This is a genomic window from Sorangium sp. So ce327 (genome assembly GCF_051530205.1).
Taxonomy (GTDB): Bacteria; Myxococcota_A; Polyangia; order Polyangiales; family Polyangiaceae; genus Sorangium; species Sorangium cellulosum_B.
This window is the reverse complement of record NZ_CP150330.1, coordinates 4038261-4061355: the sequence shown is the minus strand read 5'-3', so window position 1 is coordinate 4061355 and position 23095 is coordinate 4038261. Positions and strand designations below refer to the sequence as shown.

15 protein-coding genes are annotated in these 23095 nt (G+C 71.0%); 4 read left to right on the top strand and 11 right to left on the bottom strand.

Annotated features, from left to right (window positions below):
• Positions 1–949: 949 nt before the first annotated feature.
• The 10 genes from WME95_RS15310 to WME95_RS15265 form a co-directional block, all read right to left on the bottom strand.
• Entirely contained in the window at positions 950–2509 is a 1560-nt protein-coding gene (locus WME95_RS15310) for a cellulose binding domain-containing protein (protein ID WP_437909109.1), read from the bottom strand.
• A 611-nt stretch (positions 2510–3120) separates the two neighbouring features.
• On the bottom strand, positions 3121–4305 hold the full coding sequence (locus WME95_RS15305) for a polysaccharide deacetylase family protein (RefSeq protein ID WP_437909108.1): 1185 nt from the start codon (positions 4303–4305) through the stop codon (positions 3121–3123).
• 461 nt (positions 4306–4766) lie between these two features.
• Positions 4767–6146 (bottom strand): MFS transporter, encoded by a 1380-nt coding sequence (locus WME95_RS15300; protein ID WP_437909107.1) that lies wholly within the window; start codon positions 6144–6146, stop codon positions 4767–4769.
• 319 nt (positions 6147–6465) lie between these two features.
• A complete protein-coding gene (locus tag WME95_RS15295) occupies positions 6466–9474 on the bottom strand; it encodes an ATP-binding protein (RefSeq protein WP_437909106.1) in 3009 nt (1002 codons plus the stop codon).
• Entirely contained in the window at positions 9471–9755 is a 285-nt protein-coding gene (locus WME95_RS15290; protein ID WP_437909105.1) for a hypothetical protein, read from the bottom strand. The genes WME95_RS15295 and WME95_RS15290 overlap by 4 nt, the downstream gene beginning before the upstream one ends.
• 96 nt (positions 9756–9851) lie before the next feature.
• On the bottom strand, positions 9852–10823 hold the full coding sequence (locus tag WME95_RS15285; protein WP_437909104.1) for a macrolide 2'-phosphotransferase: 972 nt from the start codon (positions 10821–10823) through the stop codon (positions 9852–9854).
• Between the two features lie 280 nt (positions 10824–11103).
• The gene (locus WME95_RS15280) at positions 11104–12264 is read right to left on the bottom strand and encodes a DTW domain-containing protein (RefSeq protein ID WP_437909103.1); all 1161 of its coding nucleotides are present in this window, start codon (positions 12262–12264) and stop codon (positions 11104–11106) included.
• Positions 12265–12512: 248 nt separating this feature from the next.
• On the bottom strand, positions 12513–13505 hold the full coding sequence (gene meaB, locus WME95_RS15275) for a methylmalonyl Co-A mutase-associated GTPase MeaB (RefSeq protein ID WP_437552569.1): 993 nt from the start codon (positions 13503–13505) through the stop codon (positions 12513–12515).
• Position 13506: 1 nt separating this feature from the next.
• Positions 13507–16155, bottom strand: coding sequence for a methylmalonyl-CoA mutase (scpA, locus tag WME95_RS15270; protein WP_437909102.1), 2649 nt, complete (start codon positions 16153–16155; stop codon positions 13507–13509).
• A complete protein-coding gene (locus WME95_RS15265) occupies positions 16148–16600 on the bottom strand; it encodes a VOC family protein (protein WP_437552567.1) in 453 nt (150 codons plus the stop codon). The genes scpA and WME95_RS15265 overlap by 8 nt, the downstream gene beginning before the upstream one ends.
• Positions 16601–17183: 583 nt before the next feature.
• Here WME95_RS15265 and WME95_RS15260 point away from each other — a divergent pair.
• The gene (locus WME95_RS15260) at positions 17184–18047 is read left to right on the top strand and encodes a PAS domain-containing protein (RefSeq protein ID WP_437909101.1); all 864 of its coding nucleotides are present in this window, start codon (positions 17184–17186) and stop codon (positions 18045–18047) included.
• 19 nt (positions 18048–18066) lie between these two features.
• Here WME95_RS15260 and WME95_RS15255 read toward each other — a convergent pair whose 3' ends face one another.
• Positions 18067–19566 (bottom strand): M14 family metallopeptidase, encoded by a 1500-nt coding sequence (locus tag WME95_RS15255; RefSeq protein WP_437909100.1) that lies wholly within the window; start codon positions 19564–19566, stop codon positions 18067–18069.
• Between the two features lie 517 nt (positions 19567–20083).
• Here WME95_RS15255 and WME95_RS15250 point away from each other — a divergent pair.
• The 3 genes from WME95_RS15250 (at position 20084) to WME95_RS15240 (ending at position 23014) form a co-directional block, all read left to right on the top strand.
• Complete coding sequence (locus WME95_RS15250) at positions 20084–20404, top strand: hypothetical protein (RefSeq protein WP_437552564.1); 321 nt, start codon at positions 20084–20086, stop codon at positions 20402–20404.
• A 320-nt stretch (positions 20405–20724) separates the two neighbouring features.
• Positions 20725–22125 (top strand): hypothetical protein, encoded by a 1401-nt coding sequence (locus WME95_RS15245; protein WP_437909099.1) that lies wholly within the window; start codon positions 20725–20727, stop codon positions 22123–22125.
• A 79-nt stretch (positions 22126–22204) separates the two neighbouring features.
• Positions 22205–23014 carry a class I SAM-dependent methyltransferase gene (locus tag WME95_RS15240; protein ID WP_437909098.1) on the top strand — a complete coding sequence of 270 codons (810 nt, stop codon included), beginning with the start codon at positions 22205–22207 and terminating at the stop codon, positions 23012–23014.
• The last annotated feature ends 81 nt before the right edge of the window (positions 23015–23095 follow it).

Sequence of the window (23095 nt, the reverse complement as noted above, 5' to 3'; positions counted from 1 at the left end):
GTCGCGTAGGGGTGATACAGATCGTCAGCGCCGCCTTGCTCCTGTGCTGCGCCGCTGCGTGGGCAGCCCGCTCAGGAAAATCGGACGCTGTCGGCGGGGACGCCACTTGCACCGTCTCCCCGGATGGTCGCGGCTTCTGTGCTCGATGCACGCTGCGCGACACCAAGGCCGACGGAAACTATGTTCGTCTCGAATGGTCAGGCCCTGGCAAGAGCGGTAAGGACGACCTCCGGCGCGGAGCCGGGAGTACCGAGAAATACACGCATTGCTTCGACAGCAGGGGGGACTTCCGGTTCAAGGCCGTGGTCGATCGGGGGCTCATTCCGGACAGCCGGGGGAGAAACATCACGCTCCGCCTCTGAACGTGAGCTCCGCACCAGGCGGGTGGGACGAAGACGACGCCCCCGCGGCGCTCCGGCTCCCACGCACGACCACGGAGGCAGAGAAACCGAGAGCTCGCCGCGCGCCGTTGAGCGCGATCGAAAGGCCCCAGGACGTGCTCGGCCTGGAGCTCGCGTTCCTCACGGTCACGTTCGCGCAGTACCCCTCCCCCAAGACACCACATTGTAACCGCGAAGGACACAGAGCTCCTTCGCGGGAGGCGGGGGGGAATTCCCCTACGCTGCCGGGGCCATGAGGACGCCAGAAGACGCCAAGAAGCGCCAGAAGACGCCAATATTATTATATTATTCTGGCGTCTCTTGGCGTCTCTTTTGGCGTCTTCTGGCGTCCTTTGGGGTTTCAAAGACCCCATCGTCGGCCAAGCCCCCCACCGCCAAATCGCGCTCTCGTCCGTGCCCTCTGTGCCTCGCTGATTCCTTCTCTCACGAGGCCAGTAGCGAGCTGCAGCCGCTCGGCGACAGAGCGCTCCGCGGCTGACTCGGATCCGGATCGCTCGGACAGCGCGCGTCGCGGCGGGAGGAGGCCCGCGGGGCGCGGGCCCGCTTCGTCACGGCGACAGCGTGACGGACTTCGCGTCGAGCGCGACTTCGTAGTAGCCGTGCGGATCCCAGTTCAGCGGAACACCGTTCTGCTTGAGCGTGCCGCCGGTGACCGTCACACGCAGGTACTTGCCCGGCGGGAAGTTGGCGGGGAGCTGCCACGTGTAGGTCGTCGCGCCGCCGGACGTCGAGGTGGTGGCGGACGAGACCGCCTTCTGGCCGCGCCAGTAAGCGCCGACGTTGACAACGCTGTCGAGCCACATGTCGCCGAGCGCCTTCGAGTGCTTGACGTGATCGACGAAGGCCTGGAGCCCGATGGGCTGATAAGCGCCGTCGGAGCCGCCGGTGAAGCCGTGCACCAGGACGGTGCGCCACTTCTTGGCGTCCCGCGCGCTCGTGACCTGCTGGTCCAGCACCGTCGTGGAGGCGCCGGTCGGCGGGATGTAGCAGGGCAGCGTGAACGGATCGGTCGAGTCGTTCGGCCCGATGAGGTTGTTGGCCACGCCGCGGTTGATGAGGAAGCGCGTCCTGGCGATGCCCGTGTACACGGACGAGCCGTTCGGAGCCGCCATCGTCCACACCTTGGTGCCGAACCTGCTCTCGATGAACTGCGTCGCGGCGTCCGTATCGGCGCCGCTGTCGTTGCTCGAATGGCTCTTCGTGTGGTTGCCGAGCTCGTGCCCGTCGCTCAGCGCCCTTTGCCACACCGAATTGGTCGATTCGCTCTTGCCCGTCTGGAGGTAGAAGGTGAACGGAACGTCGAGCGCGTTCAGCGTGTCGTAGTTCTGGATCTGGCTCGAGTTCGAGTCGTCGAACGTGTACGACACGGCGCCCGTGAAGCCGGCCCAGTTGATGACCCTGAACCCGCCGGCCGCGCCGGACGGCTTCGCCACATTGCTGGAGCCTGGGGGTGTCGGAAGGCCGGAATTGACCACCGGGCCTCCACCGCTGCCGCCCGCGCCGCCGCCACCTGAGCCCCCGCCCCCGCCCGCGCCGCCTGCGCCAGAGCTGGCCGAGGAGCTGCTGCTGGAGCTACTCGATGCGCTGCTGGAGCTGCTCGAAGCGCTGCTGGAGCTGCTCGAGGCGCTGCTGGAGCTCACCGACGTCGAGCCTCCATTCCCGTTGCCGTTGACCGACGAGATCGATGGCTTCCCCGTGCCGTTCGCGCAGAACCCCCAGGTCGTCGACGCTCCCGTCGACGCTCCGGCTCCCGTCGACGCTCCTGCTGCCAGCGAGCCATTGTAGCTCTCGTTGGTAGCGTTCAGCTGCCCGTTCGACTGCGTGATCCGCGCGTTCCACGAGCTGGACAGCGTCGCGCCGTTGAGCGCGATCGAAAGGCCCCAGGACGTGCTCGGCCTGGAGCTCATGTTCTTCACGGTCACGTTCGCGCAGTACCCCGTCGACCACTGCGACTGGTACGACAGCTCCGCCGACATCGTCCCATCCGAGCTGAGCAGCTCGCCTTCCAGCGACTGGATCTCTTCGTCGTCCGGAGACGCGGCGATGCAGGCGGCCAGGCAGCAAGCGATCGAAACCGAGCCGAAGCTCAGCAGGCTAGCAAAGCGCATGAATTTTCTCCTAGGGGCGGCCGAAAGGCCGCAAGCAAGTTCCGTAAGGTGCCACGCCGACGCGCCGCGCGCAAAGCATATGACACGGCGCGCTCAACCTATCTTTGTCTCGTGGTCCCCCGATTTCGGATTTCCCATTCTCGATGCCGACCAGCGACCCTTCGATCACACCACGTACCGAGTCAAGAACAATTGCTCTCTCAAGCCCGCGACGAATCAAACACCATGCTGTAGTTCAATGTAGCGAAGCCGCATGGGGCACATCCGCGAGCCACAACCTATCAGTGGCAACGAAACTATTCATCGACGCGATTCGCCGACATCGCGTCTCCCATGGCCATCCGGGTTCCTTGAAGATGAATTATTTGAACCACAGGCGCACAGAGCACACGGATGCTCCTCTGTGCGCTCGCTGCCTATGTGGTTCGTGCGCGAGATCAAGGCCGCGCATCGAGCGATGCGGTAACAGCGCGCCCCTCAGCCGAATCGGGCCAGGGCGACCCGCTGCCAGGTCTGCGTGAACGGTGGACGGCGCCCGCGTGCGGCGCCGCGCCCGTGAGGGCGCCGAGGTCGCCGCGCGCGCCGGCTCGGTTGCCGGGATGACAGGGTTGTTACGGCGACAAGGTGAGCGCGCCTGCGTCGAGCGCGATCTCGTAGTAGCCGTGCTCGTTCCACGCCAGCGCATTTCCCCCCTGCGTCAGCGTGCCGCCATCCACCGTCACACGGACGTACTTGCCCGTCGGGAAGTGCTCCGGCAGCGTCCACGTCCAGGTCGTCTCGTCGCCAGAGGCATCGCTCGTCGCCTCCGCGAGCACCTTCTGACCGACCCAGTAGGCCCCGACGTTGACCATCGTGTCGATCCACACGTCATTCAGCCCTTTGGCGTGCTTCATGCTATCGGTGATGCTCGTGAGCTCGACGTCGGCGTACCAGTGATCCTCGGTCGGCAGGATCGTGTGGAACAGGAAGTTGAGCCACTTGCCGTCCGACCTCGCCGCGTCGATGGCCGTGTTGAACGGCTCGGCGGTCTCGCCCCCGTTCGCCATCATCGTCGGGAGGTTCCACGGATCCGAGTTGTCGTTCGGCCCGACCGTCCCGCCCTGGACGCCGCGGTTCAGGAAGAACCGTGACTTCGCCGGCTCGTTCCAGCCCGCGTCACCGAAGGGAGAGGCCATCGTCCAGACGTCGCTCTGGCCGTAGTTCGAGACGATGTAGTCGGTGCACTCGTCGATCTCTTCGATGAGGCTGCCGGCCGACTCGCCCGCGCACTCGGTCATGTCGTCATGGCAGTGGTGCGCCGTGTGGTTGCCGAGCTCGTGGCCGTCCTGGACTGCCTTCGTCCACGTCTCGTCGAAGTTCGCCAGGTCGTTCCTCCCGCTGTTGACGTAGAACGTCATCGGGACCCCCTCGGCCTGGAGCGCATCGTAATGAGCGATGTGCGACGGCTGCGCGTCGTCGAAGGTGTACGAGACGGCGGCCTTGAACCCGGCCCAGGGGAGCACGACCACGTTCCCTGGCGTGCCGGACGGCCTCGGCATGCTGTCGCCCGGCGGATGCGGAAGCCCCGACTCGACAGGAGCGCCGCCACCGTCGCCGCCACCTCCGCCAGAGCCACCGGTGCTCGTGCCGGTCGTCACCTGCTCGCCGCCGCCGGAGCCGCCGGAGCCCGACGTGGCGCCGCCAACACCGCTGGTGGCGCCGCTGGTCGTCGCGGCAGTGCTCGAATTGTCGTCATCACCACCACAGGCCACGAGGAAGATGGCGCAGACACCTGGAAACAAGAGCGGAATACGCATATGACTCCTGTCAGACTGAAAAATTCCAGGTCCTTATACACGGATGTTTCCGCGTGAGAAGCACGCCGATGGGCGTCGATCGCGCTGCCGTGAGCCCGATGGGTACGTTGCTGTCCTGCCGCGCGGAGCTCGTTTTGTGATGGCGGGGCACACCGGCGCGCACTCTACGGGCTGACCGCTCCCCTCATTTTATTGGCATTTTCGAGAAGAAAAATTGAACAGGGAGACGGGGAGGTTGGTGGGATTCCACTCCTCTCCGCCCCGCCTCCCTGTGAATTTTTCCGGAATTTCGAGGGAGGTTTCAGCTCTACGGGCTCATCCACGTCGTGCGGCTCGCTGCGGCGTACTTTCGTATGCCTCGCTTCAGCGCCTGACGGCTGAGCCCGTATCCCACGAATCTGCGAGGAGCAGGAGGCGGCGGACGGCGCGCGAGCAGCGCTCCGTCCGCCGGGAGATCGCCGTCAAGCCGGGCGATCGAGCTCGTCCCAGAGGCGCACGTCGCTGCGCTCTTTCAGGAAGATCCCGCCGACGACGACGGTGATGAGCGCCACCGCGATCGGATAGAGGAGCCCCGCGTAGATGTTGCCCGTCGCGACCGTCACCGACGAGGCGATGAGCGGCAAGAGCCCGCCGAACACGCCGTTGCCGACGTGGTACGGGATCGAGAGCGACGTGTAACGCACCTTCGCAGGGAAGGCCTCGACGAGGTAGGCCGCGATCGGGCCGTAGACCATCGTGACGAACAGCACGAGCACGAACACGAGCGCGGTGAGCACGACCGGGTTGTCCGCGTTCTGCTTCATCGCCCAGAACACGGGGAAGAAGCCGATCGCGCCGCACAGGTTGCCCGCGAGCATGATCTTCTTGCGGCCGATGCGGTCCGAGAGCGCGCCGAAGAACACGAAGAACGGCATGCCGAGGGCGAGCGCGGTGGCGATCACGATCGTGGCCGTGATGAACGGGACCTTGAGCGTGTTCTGCAGGAAGTAGAGGGCATAGAACTGCCCCGTGTACCAGACCACGCCCTGGCCGGCCGTGGCGCCGAAGAGGGCGATCAGGATGACCTTCCAGTTGCGCTTGTTGCCGAGGCTGTCCTTGATGGGAGCGGTCGACGTCTTCCCCTCGGCCTTGAGCTTGGTGAAGATCGGCGACTCCTTGAGGCGGGCACGCACGTAGAAGGACACGCCGACGAGGAGGACCGACAGGAGGAACGGGATGCGCCAGCCCCAGTCCTTGAAGGCCTCCTCGCCCACGAGGAGGCGGGTGCTGAGGATCACCGCCAGCGAGACGAACAGACCGAGCGTCGCCGTGATCTGGATGAACGAGGTGTAGAAGCCGCGCTTCTCGTCGGGTGAGTGCTCGGCGACGTACACCGCCGCGCCGCCGTACTCGCCGCCGAGCGCGAGGCCCTGGACGAGGCGGATCAGGACGAGCGCTATCGGGGCGAGCAGCCCGATCTTGTCGTACGTCGGCAAGAAGCCGATGAGCGCCGTCGCGCCGCCCATGAGCAGCAGCGTCACGAGGAACGCGTACTTCCGACCCACGATATCGCCGATGCGCCCGAATACGAGCGCGCCGAACGGGCGGACGACGAAGCCCGTGGCGAACGTGCCGAGCGTCAAGAGGAAGCTCGCCGTCGGGTTGTCCTTCGGGAAGAAGTGCGTCGAGATGATCGCGGCGAGACTCCCGAAGATATAGAAGTCGTACCACTCGATCATCGTGCCGCCAGCGGACGCGAAGATGACCTTCCAGAGCGTGGAGCTGCTGACAACCTCACGCCCGGCCGCGGGGGCCTGGTTCGTGGGCGTCACGGCGAAGGTTTGGGGAGACGTCTGTGCCATGAGAACGGTTCCTCGGAGGAGTTCCAGCGCTCGTCGAGAGGGCCGGAGACGGGCTTGGAGGCGCGCCGAGCGGAAAGAGGCAGCCAGGGTGTTCTTCATGGCTCCTCCTCACCCCGCACGCGGGGGAGGAGGAGGGGCCGGGCAGCGCGTGGGTCGATGCCCTGTCACCCCCGGCTCGCGGAATGCTGCTCTCTTTGATCTCAATACCACGCAAGCAGCCTTGAGAATACCTGTTCGTCCACGGAGCAAGCACGTTGGCGGGCTCGTTCGGCCAGGTCTCGTTACGATCGGTAACACCCGACGTCCCGCGCCGACCGCTTCACCCCGCGCCCGCGAGCGGCAGCCGGACGACGACCGTCGTCCCCCGCCCCACCGCGCTCCGCAGCGTGAGGGTCCCGCCGTGGTCCTCGACGATCGAGCGCGAGAGCGGCAAGCCGAGCCCCGTGCCGCTCGGGTCGCGCTTCGTCGTCACGAACGGCTCCAGCACCGCGGCGAGGAGCTCCTCGGGGATGCCGCTGCCGTGGTCCTCGACCTCGACGACGATCTGGCCCGCGTCGATCCACCCTCGGACGGCGATGAGCGCGCCGGCCTCGGACGCGTCGCGGGCGTTCGCGAGCAGGTTGACGAAGACCTGGACGAGCTCGCGCCGGTCGCCGATGACGACGAGCGACTCGGGGCAGGCTTGATCTACCCGGACGTGGGGCGCCGCGCGGTCGAGCCGGATGAGCCGCACGGCCTCGGCGACCACCTCGGCGAGCGCCACGCGCCCGACCCGCGCGCGCGCGCCCTCGCCGGGCTTCGGCACGGCGCCGGTGCGGCTGTGGTCGAGCAGCGAGCGCAGGATGGCCTCGATGCGCGCCGCCTCGCCGAGGATGAGGCCCGCCCGCGCGCGAATCTCGTCGCTGTCGGACTCGGCGCGGAGGTTCTGCGCGAGGCAGGCGATGCCGGTGAGCGGGTTGCCGACCTCGTGGGCCACGCCGGCGGCGAGGCGGCCGAGCTGGGCGAGGCGGTCGCGGTGGGCGAGCTGCGCCTCGAGCGCGCGCTGCTCGGTGCGGTCCTCCACGAGGAGGACCACGCCCCCCGAGGCGGCGCGCGCGTCGAGCGGGTCGAGCGCGGCGCGGTGGACGCGCAGCGAGCGCGCGCGGCCGGCCACGTGCGCCTCGATCTCGTCCGCGCCGGCCTCGCCCGCGGAGGCGGCGCGGGCGGCGCGCGCGAACAGCTCCGCGAACGGGGCCGGCAGCCGGTCGAGCGGCGCCCCGACGAGGTCGCGCTCCTCGGCGCCGACGAGCGCCTCGAGGCGCCGGTTCACGAGGCTGATCGCGCCGTCGGAGCCCACGGCGCAGACGCCGAGGGGGAGCTGCGCGAGCACCGAGCGGAGCCAGCGCCGCAGGAGGTCGAGCTCCTTCGCGGCGCCGACGAACGTCGTCGTGGCCTCCCCGCGCGCGAGGCGCCGCTCCAGCCAGCGGAGCTCCTCGGTGAGCGCGCCGCTCGCCGCTCTGCCGCCGAGCGCCCCGGGGGCGGCCTGCGTGTCCGCCTCCGCGACGGTCCTCGCGAGCACCGGGCCGACGAGCGGCGACAGGTTGCGGTGCAGGCGCTCCTGCAGCGCGTGGAGCTCCGTGGGCCGCGTCTCGTCGCGCGGGATGTCGAGCTCGATCCGGGCGCGCGTGACCTCGAGCGCGGCCGCCTCGCGGCCGAGCAGCCGCGCGAGCCGCTCCTCCAGCGCGCCCACGCTCGAGGCCACGGTCGCGCGCTCGACCGACGGGCCGATCTCGCGGCGGGTGCACAGGCGCGCCGCCTCGCGCTCCTCCTCGGCCGGGGGGCGCAGGAGCGAGACGAGCCCGAGCGTGGCGCCGTTGACGGCGAGCGACACGAACGTGGGCAGCGACCAGGTGTCCGTGGCCGTCACGTACAGGGCGGGGTCGGCCTGGCCCGCGCCCTCGCGCAGGAGATCGAGCCACCCCGGGTCGAGCCCGGACAGCTCGGGCAGGAAGGGCGCGAGGCAGGTGGCGGTCCAGGTGCCGATGCCGGCGAGGAGCCCGGCGAGGAACCCTGCGCGCGTCGCGCGCTCCCAGAAGAGCGCGGCGAGGAGCCCCGGCAGGAACTGCGCGAAGGCGACGAACGACACGATGCCGCTCTCGACGAGCAGCCCGCGGTGCGGCTGCGCGCGGTGGAAGAGCCACCCGCCGGTGAGGATGACGATCAGGAGCCCGCGGCGGAGCCACAGCACGCGCGCGTAGACGTTGCGGCGCAGCGTCCTCCGGGCGATCGGCAGGAGCAGGTGCGTGGCGCTGGCGCTCGCGAGGGCGACGGCGGTGACCATGACCATGGCGCTCGCCGCGGAGATGCCGCCGATGAACGCGGCGAGCGCGAGCCAGCCCTGGCCGAGCAGCTGCGGCACGAGCAGCACGTAGCTGTCGGCGGGCTCGGCCGGCGCGAGGCGGGTCCCGGCCCAGAGGACGGGCAGCACGGGCAGGTTGAGCGCGAGCAGGAAGAGCGGGAAGGCCCAGGCCGCCTTGGCGAGCGCGCGGTCGCCGGCGCCGCCCGCGAACGCCATGTGCCACTGCCTCGGCAGCAGGAAGGCGGCGGCGAAGCTGATGACGAGCATCGACGTCCAGCCGCTGTCGTCGCGCACGGGGCGGCCGAGCGCCTCGACCTCGGCGGCGTGATCGCCCAGCCAGTCCGCGAGCCCGCCCGCCCCGCCGAAGGCCCCGAGCACGGCGACGAGGCCGACGGCCGCGAGCACGGCGAGCTTCGCCGCCGACTCGAACGCGACCGCCGCCGCGAGGCCGTCCTCCCGCCCCTGCTCGGCGGCCGGGCGGGCGCCGAAGAACGCCGTGAAGAGCGTGAGCAGCGCCCAGAAGACGGCGCCCACGGCCTCCTCGTGCCCGGGCCCGGAGAGCACGCGGACCGACTGCTCTGTCGCGCGGAACTGCTGCGCGACGTAGGGCACGCTGGCGACGACGGAGAAGGCGGCGACGACCGCCCCCGCCGCGGGGCTCTGGAAGCGGAAGGCGAAGAGGTCGGCGAGCGAGGAGAGGCGCTGCTCGCGCGTGATCCGCAGGACGCGCGACCAGAGGAGCGGGGTGGCGATGCACGCGAGCGTCGGGCCGAGGTAGACAGCGAGGAAGACGAGGCCGTGGCGCTGCGCGAAGCCGACGCCGCCGTAGTAGGTCCACGACGAGGCGTAGACGCCGAGCGACAGGGCGAGGACGAGCGGGTGGCGCGCGACCGCGCGGGGGATCCGCTCGCGCTGCGCGGCGAGCGCGATCGCGGCGAGCACGGCGAGCCAGGCCACCGTGGCGAAGAGCAGGACGCCGACGTCGATCACGGCGGGCCTCGATCAGCGTCACCGGGCGCCGGGTCGCCGCGCTCGCGCTCGCCGCGGGCGGGATCGCCGCTTGGCAGGTCGCCGCGATCGCCGCGGTCGGAGCGCGTCGCGAGCACGGCGAGCGCGATCAGCGCGGCCCAGACCGCGAAGACCGCGGCCACCGCGAGCAGGCCTCGGGCCCAGAGCAGCCGCGCCGGCGACACGAGCAGCACCGTGCCCAGCAGCATGAGCACCAGCGCGCGATCCGCGGCGCCGGCATCCGCGCCGTGTCCTCCGGTCATGTGGAGAGGCTACTCAGGGCCGCCGCGGCTGAACATGCGCGGGCTCACAACGCAACGCATCATCACCATCGGTGATGGGGTGCGACGCGCCGGCGCTCACCCGCTCTCGGCCACGATCCCTGCGAGCAGGTTGCGCGCGTGGGTGATCACGCCCTCGTCGCCGGACTCGACTCCCCACTTCGCCGCGATCGCGGGGAACGCCGCCCAGCGCTCGCCGGCGTGGGCCGCGAGGCCCGGCCACGTCGTGCCGCCGGCCGCCTCGAAGCGCGCGATGCACGCTTCGAGCGCGGGCTTGCCGAAGGCGCCGACGAAGAGCGCGAAGTCGACCGAGGGATCGCCGATGTGGGCCTCGGTCCAGTCCAGGATCCCCGTGAGCCGGCCGCCCTCGTCGAGGAGCATGTGGCCGGGGTGGAGATCGCCGTGCACGAGGGCGAGGTCGCGCGGCCAGATCGCGTCGTTCTCGAGCCAGCGCTGCCATCGGGCCCACAGCGCGTCCGGCGGCGCCAGCGCGGCGCGCGTCTCGTCCATGGCCCGCGCGTGGAGCTGGCGCGCGTCGTCGATGGACTTCACGGGGACGCCCGCCGAACGGGCCGCCGCCGCGTCCACGCGCTGGAGCGCCGCGAGCGCCTCGGCCACCGACGCGATGAACACATCGGACGGCGCCGCCGGATCGACGCGGTTCCAGCGCGGGCCCGCCTCGGGATCGAAGGAGACGGCGGGCACGTCGCCGAGGCGCGGATAGGCGATCACGTGGTCGGTGTGCACGCGCCAGTCGGGCACGGCCACCGGCAAGCGCTGGCGCACGAGGGCCAGCACGCGCGCTTCGACGCGCGCCGACGCGACGACCGCGATGCGGCGCGGCGTGCGCACGACCCACGGAACGCCGTCCTCGTCGTGGGCGTGCACGACGAGGAAGTCGAGCCCGCTCCGGTCGAAGTCGGCGTGGGACGTGACGAGACGGAGCCCCTCGCGGCGCGCCGCATCGAGGAGCGCGCCGACGGCGTCGATGGGCGCGAAGGAGGAAGAAGCGGTGGGAGAACCGGTGGAGGTGTCTTGGCGTTCGGTCATGATCGCGAGCCTCTTGGCGCGCCGCCGGCAGGGCGGCGCGCGTGAAGGGGGGAAGACTCGCGGCGCGAGCTCACGACCGATGCGCGTGGCGTGCTCCATCCAGGCTCCCGGGCGTGAGTCGACGCGCCCCGGTCTTCCACGTTTCGAGCGAACTCGGAGGAAGACAGGGCACGGACAGGCACCCGCGCGCTCGCCGCGTGCCCCCGGCGGCGCCGGGGCTACGGGGAGGACGAGGATGCCGGGCTCAGCGGAACCGGATGGAATGCACGGACGGAGAATCTCATGCGGCGCCCCGCGCGGCAACGTCGTCTTCACCCGCGAGGTCGAGCAGGCGCGCGAGGACGACCTCGAGCCACCCCACCGTGCGCCCGGCGCGCCCGCTGCCGCGCGCCGCGGGCTCCCCGGCCAGGAGCGCCTGCGCGCCGTTGGCGATGCCGCCGGGCCGCCGGCGCAGGTGCCGCGCGCAGAGGTCGCGCAGGTCGAGGGAGGGCGGGCGCCCGAGGCCCTCCTGCGCGAGCAGGTCCAGGGTGAAGGTGCCCCAGGCGCCCAGCACGCCGCCATCGCCGACGAACGCGCGGAACCGGGCCAGGGCGGTGCTCACGTCCTCGCCGCCCCGCAGGCGGTCCTCGGGCACCTCGAGCTGGTGCGCGACGCTCGGGCCCAGCGGCCGCCGCGGGCGGAGGAACGCCTCGAAGCGCTCGCCCGACGGGCGGCAGGCCACGAGGTGCACGAGCTCGGACGTCGGCTCGGCCGCGCCGGCGCCCGCCGGCCACCCGGAGCTGGCCCCGCCGTCGACGAGCACCACCCTCGCCGGCTCGACGCGGTAGGGGCGCAGCGGCGCGAGCGGCGAGGCCGCCTGCGCGCGCCGCCGCCGCGGGGCCTTGCTCCGCGCCTGGTGCTCGATCTGCCGGTCGACCATGAACGTGAAGGCCCGCAGCATCTCGTCGAAGCGCGCGGGCTCGCCCTCGAGCGCGGCCAGCGCGCTGGCCACCGCCTCGACCGTGGCGAGGCACTCGGGCCGGGGCTCCTTGCGGATGCGGTAGTTGCCGGGCGCGCGGGGCGTCACGCCGATGCGCCGCACCGAGGCCAGGCGCGGGTTCAGCGCGAGCATCTTCCTCGCCTGCCACCATGTGCCGTCGAGCACGATGAGCGAGCGCACCGGCGCCCCGCCTGCCGCGGGCGCGTCGCCCCCGGGGAAGAGCACGGCCGTGGTCGGATCGCTCGCGAGGGCGGCGATCCGGGCGTCGTCCTCGAAGACCACCCCCTCGTGCAGCTCGGAGTTGGGCAGCGCCAGGTGGGCCATGCGCGCCGTGCCGATGCCAACCTTCCGCTCGCGCGGGTGCTGGAGGAGCACGACCCGGGTCCTCGTCGGCAAGGAAGGCAGGAGCGCGCAATAGCAGACCGGACGGGGGCGCCGGCAGCGCCAGCAGACGTCGCGCATGGGAGGGGTACCCTATAGGCTGCGCTGGCCGCGAGGTCCATGACCTGCAACTCCCGGTTCTCGTGCTGCGGCAGGCCCTGGTGAGAAGAGGAGAAGAAACGCAAAGTCGCAAAGACGCAAAGTCGCAAGGGAGAGGGATAGAGCTCATCCCTGCTCTTTGCGTCATTTCATTCTTGCGTCTTTGCGCCTTTGCGCCTTTGCGCCTTTGCGTTTCTTCTCCCTCTCGAGCTCTCGCAGCGATCGCCCCCTCAGCCCTTCCCGGCCGGATCCCACGCCTCCAGCAGCTGCCGCGCGGCGCGCAGCGGGCTGAGCGATCCCGCCTCGACGAGCGCCTCCACGCCAGACAGGCGCTCGCGCACGGCAGCGCTGCGCAGGAACGCCTCCCGCAGGTGCCCCTCGATGAGCTCGAACAGCCAGCGGCGCGCCTGGCCCGCGCGGCGGCGCAGGAGCCAGCCGCTGGCCTGCATGTGCGCGCGGTGGCGCAGCACGCTCTCCCACGCTTCGCGGACGCCGCGGCCCTCCTGGGCCGAGCAGACGGAGGCGACGGGCGCCCAGCCGTGAGGCGCCGGCGGGAACAGGTGCAAAGCGCTCTCGTAATCGCGGCGCGCTCGCGCGGCCCTGTCGACGTTCCCGCCGTCGGCCTTGTTGATGATCACGAGATCGACGAGCTCCATGATGCCCCGCTTCACGCCTTGCAGCTCGTCGCCGGCCCCAGGCAACATGAGGAGCAGGAAGCAATCCGTCATGTCGGCGACCGCGACCTCGGATTGCCCGACACCGACCGTCTCGACAAGGATGTTGCGGTATCCGGCCGCCTCGCAGAGCAGGATGGCCTGGCGCGTGGCCCGCGCGACGCCGCCGAGCGAGCCGCCCGACGGTGACGGGCGGATGAAGGCCCGCGGGTCGCTCGCCAGCCGTGGCATCCGCGTCTTGTCGCCGAGGATGCTCCCGCCATGGACAGGGCTGCTCGGGTCGACAGCGAGCACGGCCACCGTCTCCTCGCGATCGCGCACGAGGTGAACGCCGAGCGCGTCGACGAACGTGCTCTTGCCGACCCCGGGCACGCCGGTGATGCCGAGGCGCGTGGCGCCGCCGGCGTGAGGCAGGCAGCGCTCCAACACCTCCTCGGCGAGCTCCTTGTGGCGGGGGAGCGAGCTCTCGGCCAGCGTGATCGCGCGCGCGAGCGCCGCCCGGTCGCCCGCGAGGAGACCGTCGACGAGCTCCCTCGGGCTCGCCTTCAACCTAGCGCGCCTCCTGCGACGAGAGGCTCCCAAGGAGCGTCCTGACGATGCGCGCCGCGGCCTCTGGGATGACCGTCCCGGGCCCGAAGATCCCCGCGACGCCGCGCTCCTCCAGATACCGGTAGTCCTGCGGCGGGATCACGCCGCCCGCCACCACGAGGATGTCCCCGCGGCCGGCCTGCCCGAGCGCTTCGATGAGCTGCGGCACCAGCGTCTTGTGGCCGCCGGCGAGCGAGGAGACCCCGACCACGTGCACGTCGTTCTCGACGGCGTGGCGCGCAACCTCGTCCGGGGTCTGGAAGAGCGGACCGATATCGACGTCGAACCCGAGATCCGCAAAGGCGGTGGCGATGACCTTCATCCCCCGGTCGTGCCCGTCTTGACCCATCTTGGCGACCAGGATGCGCGGGCGCCGGCCCTCGAGGGCCGCGAACTCGCGGACGAGCGCCTCCACCTCGCGGCCCGCGCCCGCATCGCGGATCTCCGCGCCGTACACGCCGCTCACCGTGCGCACCGGGGCCTCGTAGCGGCCGAAGACGCGCTCGAGCGCGCCGGAGATCTCGCCGAGCGTCGCGCGGCGGCGCGCCGCGTCGACGGCGAGCGCCAGCAGGTTCCCCTCGCCCGTCTCGGCAGCGCGGGTTAGCGCGGCGAGCGACTCGCCCACGGCGGCCTCCGCGCGGGCGGCCTTCACCTCGCGGAGCCGCGCGAGCTGCTTCTCGCGAACCGCGGTGTTGTCCACCTCGCGGACCGCGATCGGCGCCTCTCTCTCCAGCCTGTACGCGTTGACCCCGACGATGACGTCGCGGCCCGCGTCGATCCGGGCCTGCTTGCGGGCCGCGGCCTCCTCGATGCGCAGCTTGGGCAGGCCGTTCTCGATGGCCTTGACCATGCCGCCCAGGGACTCCACCTCCTGGATGAACTGCCACGCTCGCCGCGCGAGCCGGTCTGTCAGGCGCTCGACGTGGTGGGAGCCGCCCCACGGGTCGATGACCCGGCAGATGTCGGTCTCCCGCTGCAAGAAGAGCTGGGTGTCGCGCGCGATCTTCGCCGAGAAGTCGGAGGGGAGCGCCAGCGCCTCGTCCAGGGCGTTCGTGTGCAGCGACTGCGTGCCGCCGAGCACGGCCGCGAGCGCCTCGATGGCCGTGCGCGTGACGTTGTTGAACGGGTCCTGCTCGGTGAGGCTCCAGCCCGACGTCTGGCAGTGGGTCCGCAGCGCCATCGTCTTCGGGTTCTTCGGGTGGAACCCCTTCACGATCTTCGCCCACAGGAGCCGCGCGGCCCGCAGCTTGGCGATCTCGGTGAAATGGTCCATGCCGATGCCGAAGAAGAACGAGAACCGCCCGGCGAAATCGTCGATATCCATGCCCGACGCGATCCCGGTGCGCAGGTACTCGAGGCCGTCGGCGAGCGTGTACGCGAGCTCCAGCTCGGCGGTCGCGCCGGCCTCCTGCATGTGATAGCCGCTGATGCTGATCGAGTTGAACCTGGGCATCTTCTCGGCGGTGTAACGGAAGATGTCGGCGACGATCCTCATCGACGGCGCCGGAGGGTAGATATAGGTGTTCCGGACCATGAACTCCTTGAGGATGTCGTTCTGGATGGTCCCGGAGAGCAGCTCGGGGCGCACGCCCTGCTCCTCGGCGGCGACGATGTAGAACGCCATGACGGGGAGCACGGCGCCGTTCATGGTCATCGACACGCTCATCGTATCGAGCGGTATCTGGTCGAAGAGGATCTTCATGTCCTCGACGGTGTCGATGGCCACGCCGGCCTTCCCCACGTCGCCGACCACGCGCGGGTGATCCGAGTCGTAGCCGCGGTGGGTCGCGAGGTCGAAGGCCACCGAGAGGCCGGTCTGCCCGGCGGCCAGGTTGCGGCGGTAGAACGCGTTCGACTCCTCGGCCGTGGAATACCCGGCGTACTGGCGGACGGTCCACGGGCGGACCACGTACATGCTTGTGTACGGCCCGCGCAGGAACGGCGGCGCGCCGGCGGAGAAGCCGAGGTGCTCGAGCGACGCGACGTCCGACGGGGCCGCGCCCGGCTCCGGGATCTCCCTTGTGTCGCCGAGCTGCTGCATCGCCGCGCGCGCGAGGCTCCGCGCGAGCTGCTCGATGGTCCAGGCGCCGGCCGCAGGGCTGTCTCGCGGGTCGAAGCGGGCCTCCTCGCGGAGGATGACCCGTGCGTTGCCGAGCAGGCGCTCGGGCGGCGTGACGACGATGTCGTCCGCGCCGCCCGCGATGGCCGCCATCATCCCGACGATGCCGCGGAGGAGGTTCTTGTGCTCCTCGTCGCCAGGGACCGCGGCCGACGGGATGACGGCGGTGATCGTGGCGCCCGGCCGCAGGCGCTCGGCGAGGAGGCGCGCGGCGCAGAGGCGGGCGATCTCCAGGAAATAGCTGCATCCCATCGTGAAGCGCAGCTCCGGCGCGCCGCTCCGGAGCTCGGCGACAAGCGACGCCACGAGCGGGCCGCCCGTGGCCGGCGGGAGCGGGGGGCTGTCCGGCGCGAAGATCGGCGGCACGAGCAGCCCCTCGGCGCTCGCCCAGGAGAGGTCGTCCGCGGTCTTGCCCTTGAGATCCCGGTGGAGCGCCTGCTTCCACGTCGCGAGCGCGACCGGCGCGAAATCGCCGAAGAGCCTGTCATCCATGGGACTGCACGACCTCGATGAGGTGACCGAACGGCGCGTCCTCGCGCGATCGGGGGTGCACGAAGAAGATCGTCGTGCCCCGGGAGCCCGGCCGCGGCGCCGCGTCGATGATGCGGAAGCCGCGCGCCTTGAGATCGTCGAAGGCGGCCTGGACGTCGCTGACCCGGTAGGCGACATGGGCGAAGCCCCCGCGACCGCCGTTCTTCTCGATGAGCTTCTGGACGGGAGACTCGGGGGAGAGCGGCTCGAGGAGCTGGACGTGGTTGTCGCTGTCGCCGATGCGGAGCATCACCTCGCGGACCTGATCCGTGCCCCGCACCTCCTCCCGGTGCACCTCGCGGAAGCCGAGCATCTCGTACGCCTTCACCTGCGCGTCGAGCTGCCCGGCGGGCACCGCCATGGCGATGTGGTCGATGAACAGAAACCCGGGAATCTGGTCCTTCATGGGCTCTCCTTGAATCGGGATCGCGCGGCGAGGATCTGGCGTTGTGGTCGGCCGCATCCGGGAAGCTGCCCGGATCGAGCAGTCCGCCAGGGGGCCAAGGATACCCTTCCGGCGTGCAAATCCTGTTCCTGACGTCCTTGGTGCCCTCGTGTTCCTGTGCCCGTCTCGTTCGAGCGCCGCATCGGCACGGATCGCCGGCGTCGATAAAGCAGAAGGGCCTGGAAACGCCGGGGCCGGACCTTCTGCGGCGCGGCATGACGACGATGTAGGTGTTTGCCCTTGCCTCGCGGGGGGCGTGTCGGGGCGGCAGGGGCCGGCCGTGCCGAGGGGCGCGCCATGCGCACAGCTTGCGTCGCGACGCAGGGCGGGGGCAAGCACCGCGCGCTGACGCGGGCCCCTCTGCGGAGCGTGCTCAGCGCTCGCCCCGCGCGGCCCTGGTCCTCTCGCGCAGGCTCCCCGCCGAGGCGGCTCTCCGCAACGCCGCCACCGCGCCGGGCTGCGAGCGTGGGCCGGGGCTGTTATAGACCGCGAGACGCGCAACGCAGCGTGAGCGCGCCCGGGGCAACACAGGGGGAGCTGCGTCATGCAGGGACGGGAGCACGAGGAGCTCATCGCGGAGATCGAGCGGCTGCGCGAGCGAGTGCGCGCGCTCGAGAAGGACATGATTCGTCGCGACGCGAGGGTGGGACGGATCGAAGAATACCTGCGACTCCTGACAAACTACATGCCGGCGGCGGTAGCGTTGTTCGACCGCGACATGCGTTACCTGCTGACGAGCAGGCGCTGGCTCGAAGACTACGGCCTTCCGTCGGGCGAGCTCATCGGCCTCTCGCACTACGAGGTCTTCCCCGAGATCCCGCAGCGATGGAGAGACATCCATCAGCGCTGCCTCGCAGGCGCGAGCGAGCGCCACGAGGAGGACCCGTTCCAGCGGGCCGACGGGCGCATCGAGTGGGTGCGCTGGCAGGTCTTCCCGTGGCACGACGAGCACGGCGAGATCGGTGGCATCATGATGTTCACCGAGGTCATCACCAGGCAGAAGGAGCTCCAGGAGCGGCTGCGCGTGCAGTCTGCCGCCCTTCGCGAGCTGTCGACGCCGATCATCCCGATCTGCGACGAGGTGCTGGTCCTGCCGCTCATCGGCACGCTGGACGAGCGCCGCTCGCACCAGCTGGCGGAGGCGCTCCTCCACAAGATCTCCGACAAGGGAGCGCAGATATGCATCGTCGACCTGACGGGTGTCTCCGCCTTCGACACGCCGGCAGCGAGCGCGCTCGCGCGGATCGCGCAGGCGGTGCGGCTGCTCGGCGTCGAGGTGGTGTTGACGGGCATCCGGCCCGAGGTCGCTCAGGCGCTTGTCAGCCTGGAGGTGGAGCTCAGCGGCATCGTCACGCGCCGCGACCTCTCGCACGGGATCGCGTTCGCGATGGCGACCAGGAAGCGCTGACCGCCCGGGCCCTCCGGGCTCACCGGACCCGCCACGCCGGGTGCTCGTCCCCGAGGGCGGGCGCCTCCACAAGGCCGTTCTCGACCGCCCCGTCGTCGCTCTCCGGCTCGCACAGGTACACGGCGATCGCGCCGAGCGGCTGCTCGGTGTCGACCTGGAACCAGCCCTCGGGGGCCCGCCGGGCCTCCTCGCGCCACCGCACCGACACCTCGCCGACCCGGGCCGCCTCCAGGATCGCCCGTCCCCCCTCGGCGCCGAGCGACGCCACCCGGGCGACCTCGACGTCGTGGACGCCCCCGGCCGGCTCGACGCGGAGCCCGTGCCGGCGCAGGGCCTCGGCGATCGCCGGCGGCACGAGGTAGGCCCGCGGCCGATCGACCACCGTGGTCCCGACGAACCGCGCGTGGTGCGGGATCCGCAGGGTGACCGGCTCGCCGTCGAACGCCCGCGGGCTGCGCGTCAGGATGTCGATCGGGGTCCCGGTCGGCTCGAGGTGGTACCGGACCGCGACGCGCTCCGGCGGCCGGGCGCTCGCGGCCACGACCTCGCGGACCGCGTCGGCGTGGGCGGCGACCCAGGAGAGGGCCTCGATCTGCCACGCCGAGGCGGTCTGGACGCGCTCCTCGAACGGGAGATAGCTATAGCACTCGAGAAGCAGGTCGAGCCGCCCCGTGAGCCCGCGGTAGTTCGAGCCGAACCGCGGATGGTGCGGGTAGGTCATCCAGCCGAGGCCGACGGGCGCCGCCGGATCGACCTCGCCGTCCGCGTCGAGCACGCGCTCGTCCTCGACGAAGTTGCCGTACCAGCCGCTCTCGAAGCCGCGCCGCCGGACGGCGGCGATCACGTCGGGGACCAGGCGGTCGCGCACCATCGCGATCGGCTCGGGGCGGCCGGACTCGATGGTGTGCGGCACGTCGACCGTCATGTGGAACCGGTGCACCGACCCGTTGGTCGCGTGGTTGTCGATCGTGAGATCGGGCGCCCAGGGGATGCACACGCGCTGCTGGAGCAGGCGCATCTCGGGCGCGGCCTGGCGGAGGTAGTCGCGGTTCAGGTTGATGCCCTGGCTCTGGGTGCGGGTGCCGACGACGGGACCTGGCTGGCCGGTGAGCTTCCTGAGGTCGAGGCGGCGGTTCCGCGGATCGAGCGCGTCGTTGCCATCCGCGTTGAACAGCGGAACGACGAGGAGCACGAGCGCGTCGAGCCAGTCGGGGTGGCGGCCGTCGAGCAGATCGCGGACGAGCGCGAGGCTGGCCTCCTTGCCCTCCACCTCGCCGGGGTGGATGCCGTCGAGCATCAGCACCACGGGGCGCCCGGCGCGGCGGGCCTCGTCCGGGGATCGCACGCCGTCCCTGGACAGCACGAGCAGCGGCAGCTCCCGCCCGCCCGGGCTGGTCCCGAAGGTGTTCACGTACAGGCGCGGGTCGTTGCGGCCTTCGAGCGCGCGGACGAACCGCATGACGTCGGCGTGCAGGGAGGTCTCCCGGAATCCGGTGGCTTCGGCGCGGGTGAGCAGCATGGGCCCGATCTCTACCCCGCCGCGCGCAGGAGGGGGCCGTGATCGGCGACGACGGCGCGACGACGGGACGACGGCGCGCCCCGCCGGAAGAGCCCGCACGTGGGGTCGTGTGGTGGGTGTGGTGGACGAAGCGACGGAGTCCTCGTGCAGGCTGGTCAAATCGACAGGACAGGATGCGACCCGAAACCATGGAAGGCTCGGCAGGCGCGTCAGACACGCATGTCTTCACGTCGCCACGGTGGCCGGCGCGCGCGGTCGGCGCGGTCCCCACGGGGAGTGCGCAACGCGGCTCATGCGGCGACGCGGCAACAAGACGCCCAAAGAACGGATTGTCATTTTGGCAGGATGAGCCATTGTACAGGTGGCGGACGTGTCAGCTTTGGCAGAGCGGCGCAAGAAGCCCCTCGATCCATGCGCAGGTTCCAGCGGATGGCTGCTGGCACGACCCTCGCATTGGCAGGAGATGTCCCACAGACGCTGGCAGCGAGCGGGCGCTGCGAACGAGGCAGGTAGCACCATGTTGAAGATCCTCCGGAAGTTGAATGAAGGGAGCCTCCTCCAGCGCACAATGATGCATATCGCGGTGCTCGTCGCCGGTTCTGCGAGCGTCGTCGCGTTGACCAGCGTGCTGCTCGTGTCGACCGCGAGGACCGTGCTGCCGCGCCACGATGCGACCGAGGCCGACGCCGACAAGGCGGATGAGGAGCAGGGCGCGGACTCGGATGCTGATCCGGGCTCGTCGGAGGCGGCGGCGAGCCCCACCGGCCCGAGAGGCGCGCCGAAGGCGCTGGCGCAGGCGCGCATGGCGAACCGGCGCGAGAGCGCGGTGGCGCGGTAATCACCGCATCACGGCATCACGGCATCTCCCTCACGCGAACGCGCGATTGTCGTCGCCTCGCCGCGAGGGCGTGAGCGCTCCCAGCTTCGCAACAGGACCTACGAAGGACATACGAGGGGACGAACCCGGACTGCATGAAGCATGCGCTGTCGACCCGTCACCGGGTGCGCGGCTGGTGCTTGACACGCCCGAGAGCTTTTCGGTCTCCTTCTCTCCTGCGTGAGCCTCTTCATCACCCACCGCCGCCCGAAGCTCTGCGAGACCCCTGACCCGCGGATCACCCCGCGCTCGGAGGGACCTGTGAGGGTCACGGCGCGCGCGTGACAGCGGTGCGCTGGACAGGCTGGTTCACGCCGGAGCGGCGCGCCGCCGCGGCTCTGGTCGCGCTGGGCGCCGCCTTGCGGGCCGCCCTGTTCGCGGCGCAGCCGGAGCCGAGGGTCTGGTTCGACAGCGGGACCTATCTCTTCCGCTCGCTGCCGGGCGCGGCTCCGGCGTTGGACCGGCAGCAGGGTTACTCGTGGTTCCTGCGCGGGCTCCGGGCGATCTCTCCGGATCTCCGGCTCATCCAGGCGACGCAGCTCGTCCTCGGCCTGATCACGGCGCTGCTGTTCTACGGGATCGCCCGGCGGCTCGCGCCGCGCCCGGGCTGGGCGCCGCTCACGGCGCTCGGGCTGTGCCTGTTCTGGCCGACGAACCTCCTGCTCGAGACCCATGTGCTCTCCGAGGCGCTGTTCCTGTTCCTCGTCGCCCTCGCGGGTTATGCCGCTGCCGAAGGAGCCCACCGCGGCTCCCCGTGGCTGCTCGGCGCGGCGGGCCTCGCGGCCGGCGCGAGCGCCTCGGTCAGGGTGGTGGGTCTCGCGGTCTGTGGGCTGCTCGCCGCCCTCACGATCGCCAGCGCCCTTCGCGTCCCGACCGCCAGCGCCGGCGAACGCGCCCGCCGCCTGCTCGCCCCCTGCGCCTTCGTCATGGCGGCCAGCCTGATCGTGCTGGCCTACATGAGCCATTACCGGAGTCATCGCGGCGCGTGGGCGATGGAGAGCTGGGCCGGAATCAACCGCTATTGCATGCTCGCTCGCCTGATCCGACCCGAGCACGCAGCCCCGGATGAGCGCGCCGTCGCGTTCCTCCGGGAGCACGGGGACGGCAACCTGCGCGGCTTCGATTTCGTGATGTGGGATGACGAATCCCCCCTGGCCATCGCCGCCCGCGAGCTCCACCTCCCGCCGCCGGCGCTCGATCGCTGGGCGAGCCGCGTCGCGCTCAGCGCGGCGCTCGACAGGCCTGCCGACGCGGGGAGTATCCTGCTTGACCACCTCCGGGAAGCGACGCTGTCGGTGGGCAGACTGGACCGGCACGTCAAGCTGACCCCGGCGTCCACTGCGCACCAGGCGGTGAAGCAGATCTACGGCATCGACGTGTCGACCTGGCACGAGACGCACTCCTACACCCTCCCCTACCGCCGGCCGCTCACCGTGCTCAAGCCGATCCTCGCGGCGGCCGCGCTCGGGGCGCTCGTGCTCCAGCTGTCGAGACGGCATCGCCGCGGTGTTCAGCTCCCGCTGGCGGGGAGCGCGCTGCTGTTCACGGCGGCGGTGTCGATATCCATCCTGCCAGAGCAACGGCACGTGCAGCTGGCGGAGAACCTGATGCTGCTCAACATCGCTCTCCTCGCGGGGCAGGTGCTCCAGGGGCGGCGGGCGCACGAGGGCACAGCGCGATGAACGCCGCGGCCACGGGGACGCCGCGCCGGGACGCCTGCTGCTGGATCCGCTCGGCGCACACGTGGTAGCACAGTCGCCGATGACCCAGCCCCCGAGCCCCCTCGCCACCCCCGTCGCGTGGAACCTGGTCGCCGACGACTACGCGGCCGATATCGTCCCTCACTTCGAGAGGTATGCCGCAGACGCGCTCCGGCTCGCCGGCGTGGGCCCGGGCGCCCGCGTGCTCGACGTGGCCGCCGGGCCAGGCACGCTGTCCCTCCTCGCCGCCGGGGAGACGCGCGTGACCGCGATCGATTTCGCCCCCGCGATGGTCGAGCGGCTGCGCGAGCGTGCCGCGGCCGCGGGGCTCGCGGTGGACGCCCGCGTCGGCGACGGCATGGCGCTTCCCTTCGATGACGGCTCGTTCGACGCTGCTTTCTCGATGTTCGGGCTGATCTTCTTCCCCGACCGCGACCGGGGCTTCCGCGAGCTCCTCCGGGTGCTGCGCCCCGGCGGCCGCGCGGTCGTCGCGAGCTGGGTACCGATGGACAGGACGCCCATCCTGGGCGAGCTCTTCTCGGCGATCGGCGCCGAGCTCCCCGGGCTGCCCTTCGGCGAGGGCAAAGCGCCGCTCGGAGACCCAGGCGAGTTCCGGGCCGAGATGGAAGCCGCCGGGTTCCGGGACGTCTCGGTGCACGAGGCGGAGCACTCCCGCGAGTCGCCCTCGACCGAGGAGTTCTGGCGCTCGGTGAGCCGGAGCAACGCGCCGCTGGTGCTCCTGCGGGACAAGCTGGGCGACGAGCGCTGGGAAGCGCTCAGCAAGGCGATCCTCGGCAGGCTGCAGGCGCGGTTCGGCGACGGTCCTCAGCAGCTCTCGATGACCGCCCTCCTGGGCGTCGGCGTGCGGTAGCGACGCCCATCTGGAGTCCGTCCAAGGATCCGGAGAGATTTCAACGCAACGTCGCAAAGCCGCAAAGCCGCGAAAAAGAAC

Bases quoted from the DNA above. Each gene is read 5' to 3' on its own strand.
- WME95_RS15310 (WP_437909109.1), bottom strand. From the start codon at position 2,509: ATGCGCTTTGCTAGCCTGCTGAGCTTCGGCTCGGTTTCGATCGCTTGC.
- WME95_RS15305 (WP_437909108.1), bottom strand. From the start codon at position 4,305: ATGCGTATTCCGCTCTTGTTTCCAGGTGTCTGCGCCATCTTCCTCGTG.
- WME95_RS15300 (WP_437909107.1), bottom strand. From the start codon at position 6,146: ATGGCACAGACGTCTCCCCAAACCTTCGCCGTGACGCCCACGAACCAG.
- WME95_RS15290 (WP_437909105.1), bottom strand. From the start codon at position 9,755: ATGACCGGAGGACACGGCGCGGATGCCGGCGCCGCGGATCGCGCGCTG.
- WME95_RS15285 (WP_437909104.1), bottom strand. From the start codon at position 10,823: ATGACCGAACGCCAAGACACCTCCACCGGTTCTCCCACCGCTTCTTCC.
- WME95_RS15280 (WP_437909103.1), bottom strand. From the start codon at position 12,264: ATGCGCGACGTCTGCTGGCGCTGCCGGCGCCCCCGTCCGGTCTGCTAT.
- scpA (WP_437909102.1), bottom strand. From the start codon at position 16,155: ATGGATGACAGGCTCTTCGGCGATTTCGCGCCGGTCGCGCTCGCGACG.
- WME95_RS15265 (WP_437552567.1), bottom strand. From the start codon at position 16,600: ATGAAGGACCAGATTCCCGGGTTTCTGTTCATCGACCACATCGCCATG.
- WME95_RS15260 (WP_437909101.1), top strand. From the start codon at position 17,184: ATGCAGGGACGGGAGCACGAGGAGCTCATCGCGGAGATCGAGCGGCTG.
- WME95_RS15255 (WP_437909100.1), bottom strand. From the start codon at position 19,566: ATGCTGCTCACCCGCGCCGAAGCCACCGGATTCCGGGAGACCTCCCTG.
- WME95_RS15250 (WP_437552564.1), top strand. From the start codon at position 20,084: ATGTTGAAGATCCTCCGGAAGTTGAATGAAGGGAGCCTCCTCCAGCGC.
- WME95_RS15240 (WP_437909098.1), top strand. From the start codon at position 22,205: ATGACCCAGCCCCCGAGCCCCCTCGCCACCCCCGTCGCGTGGAACCTG.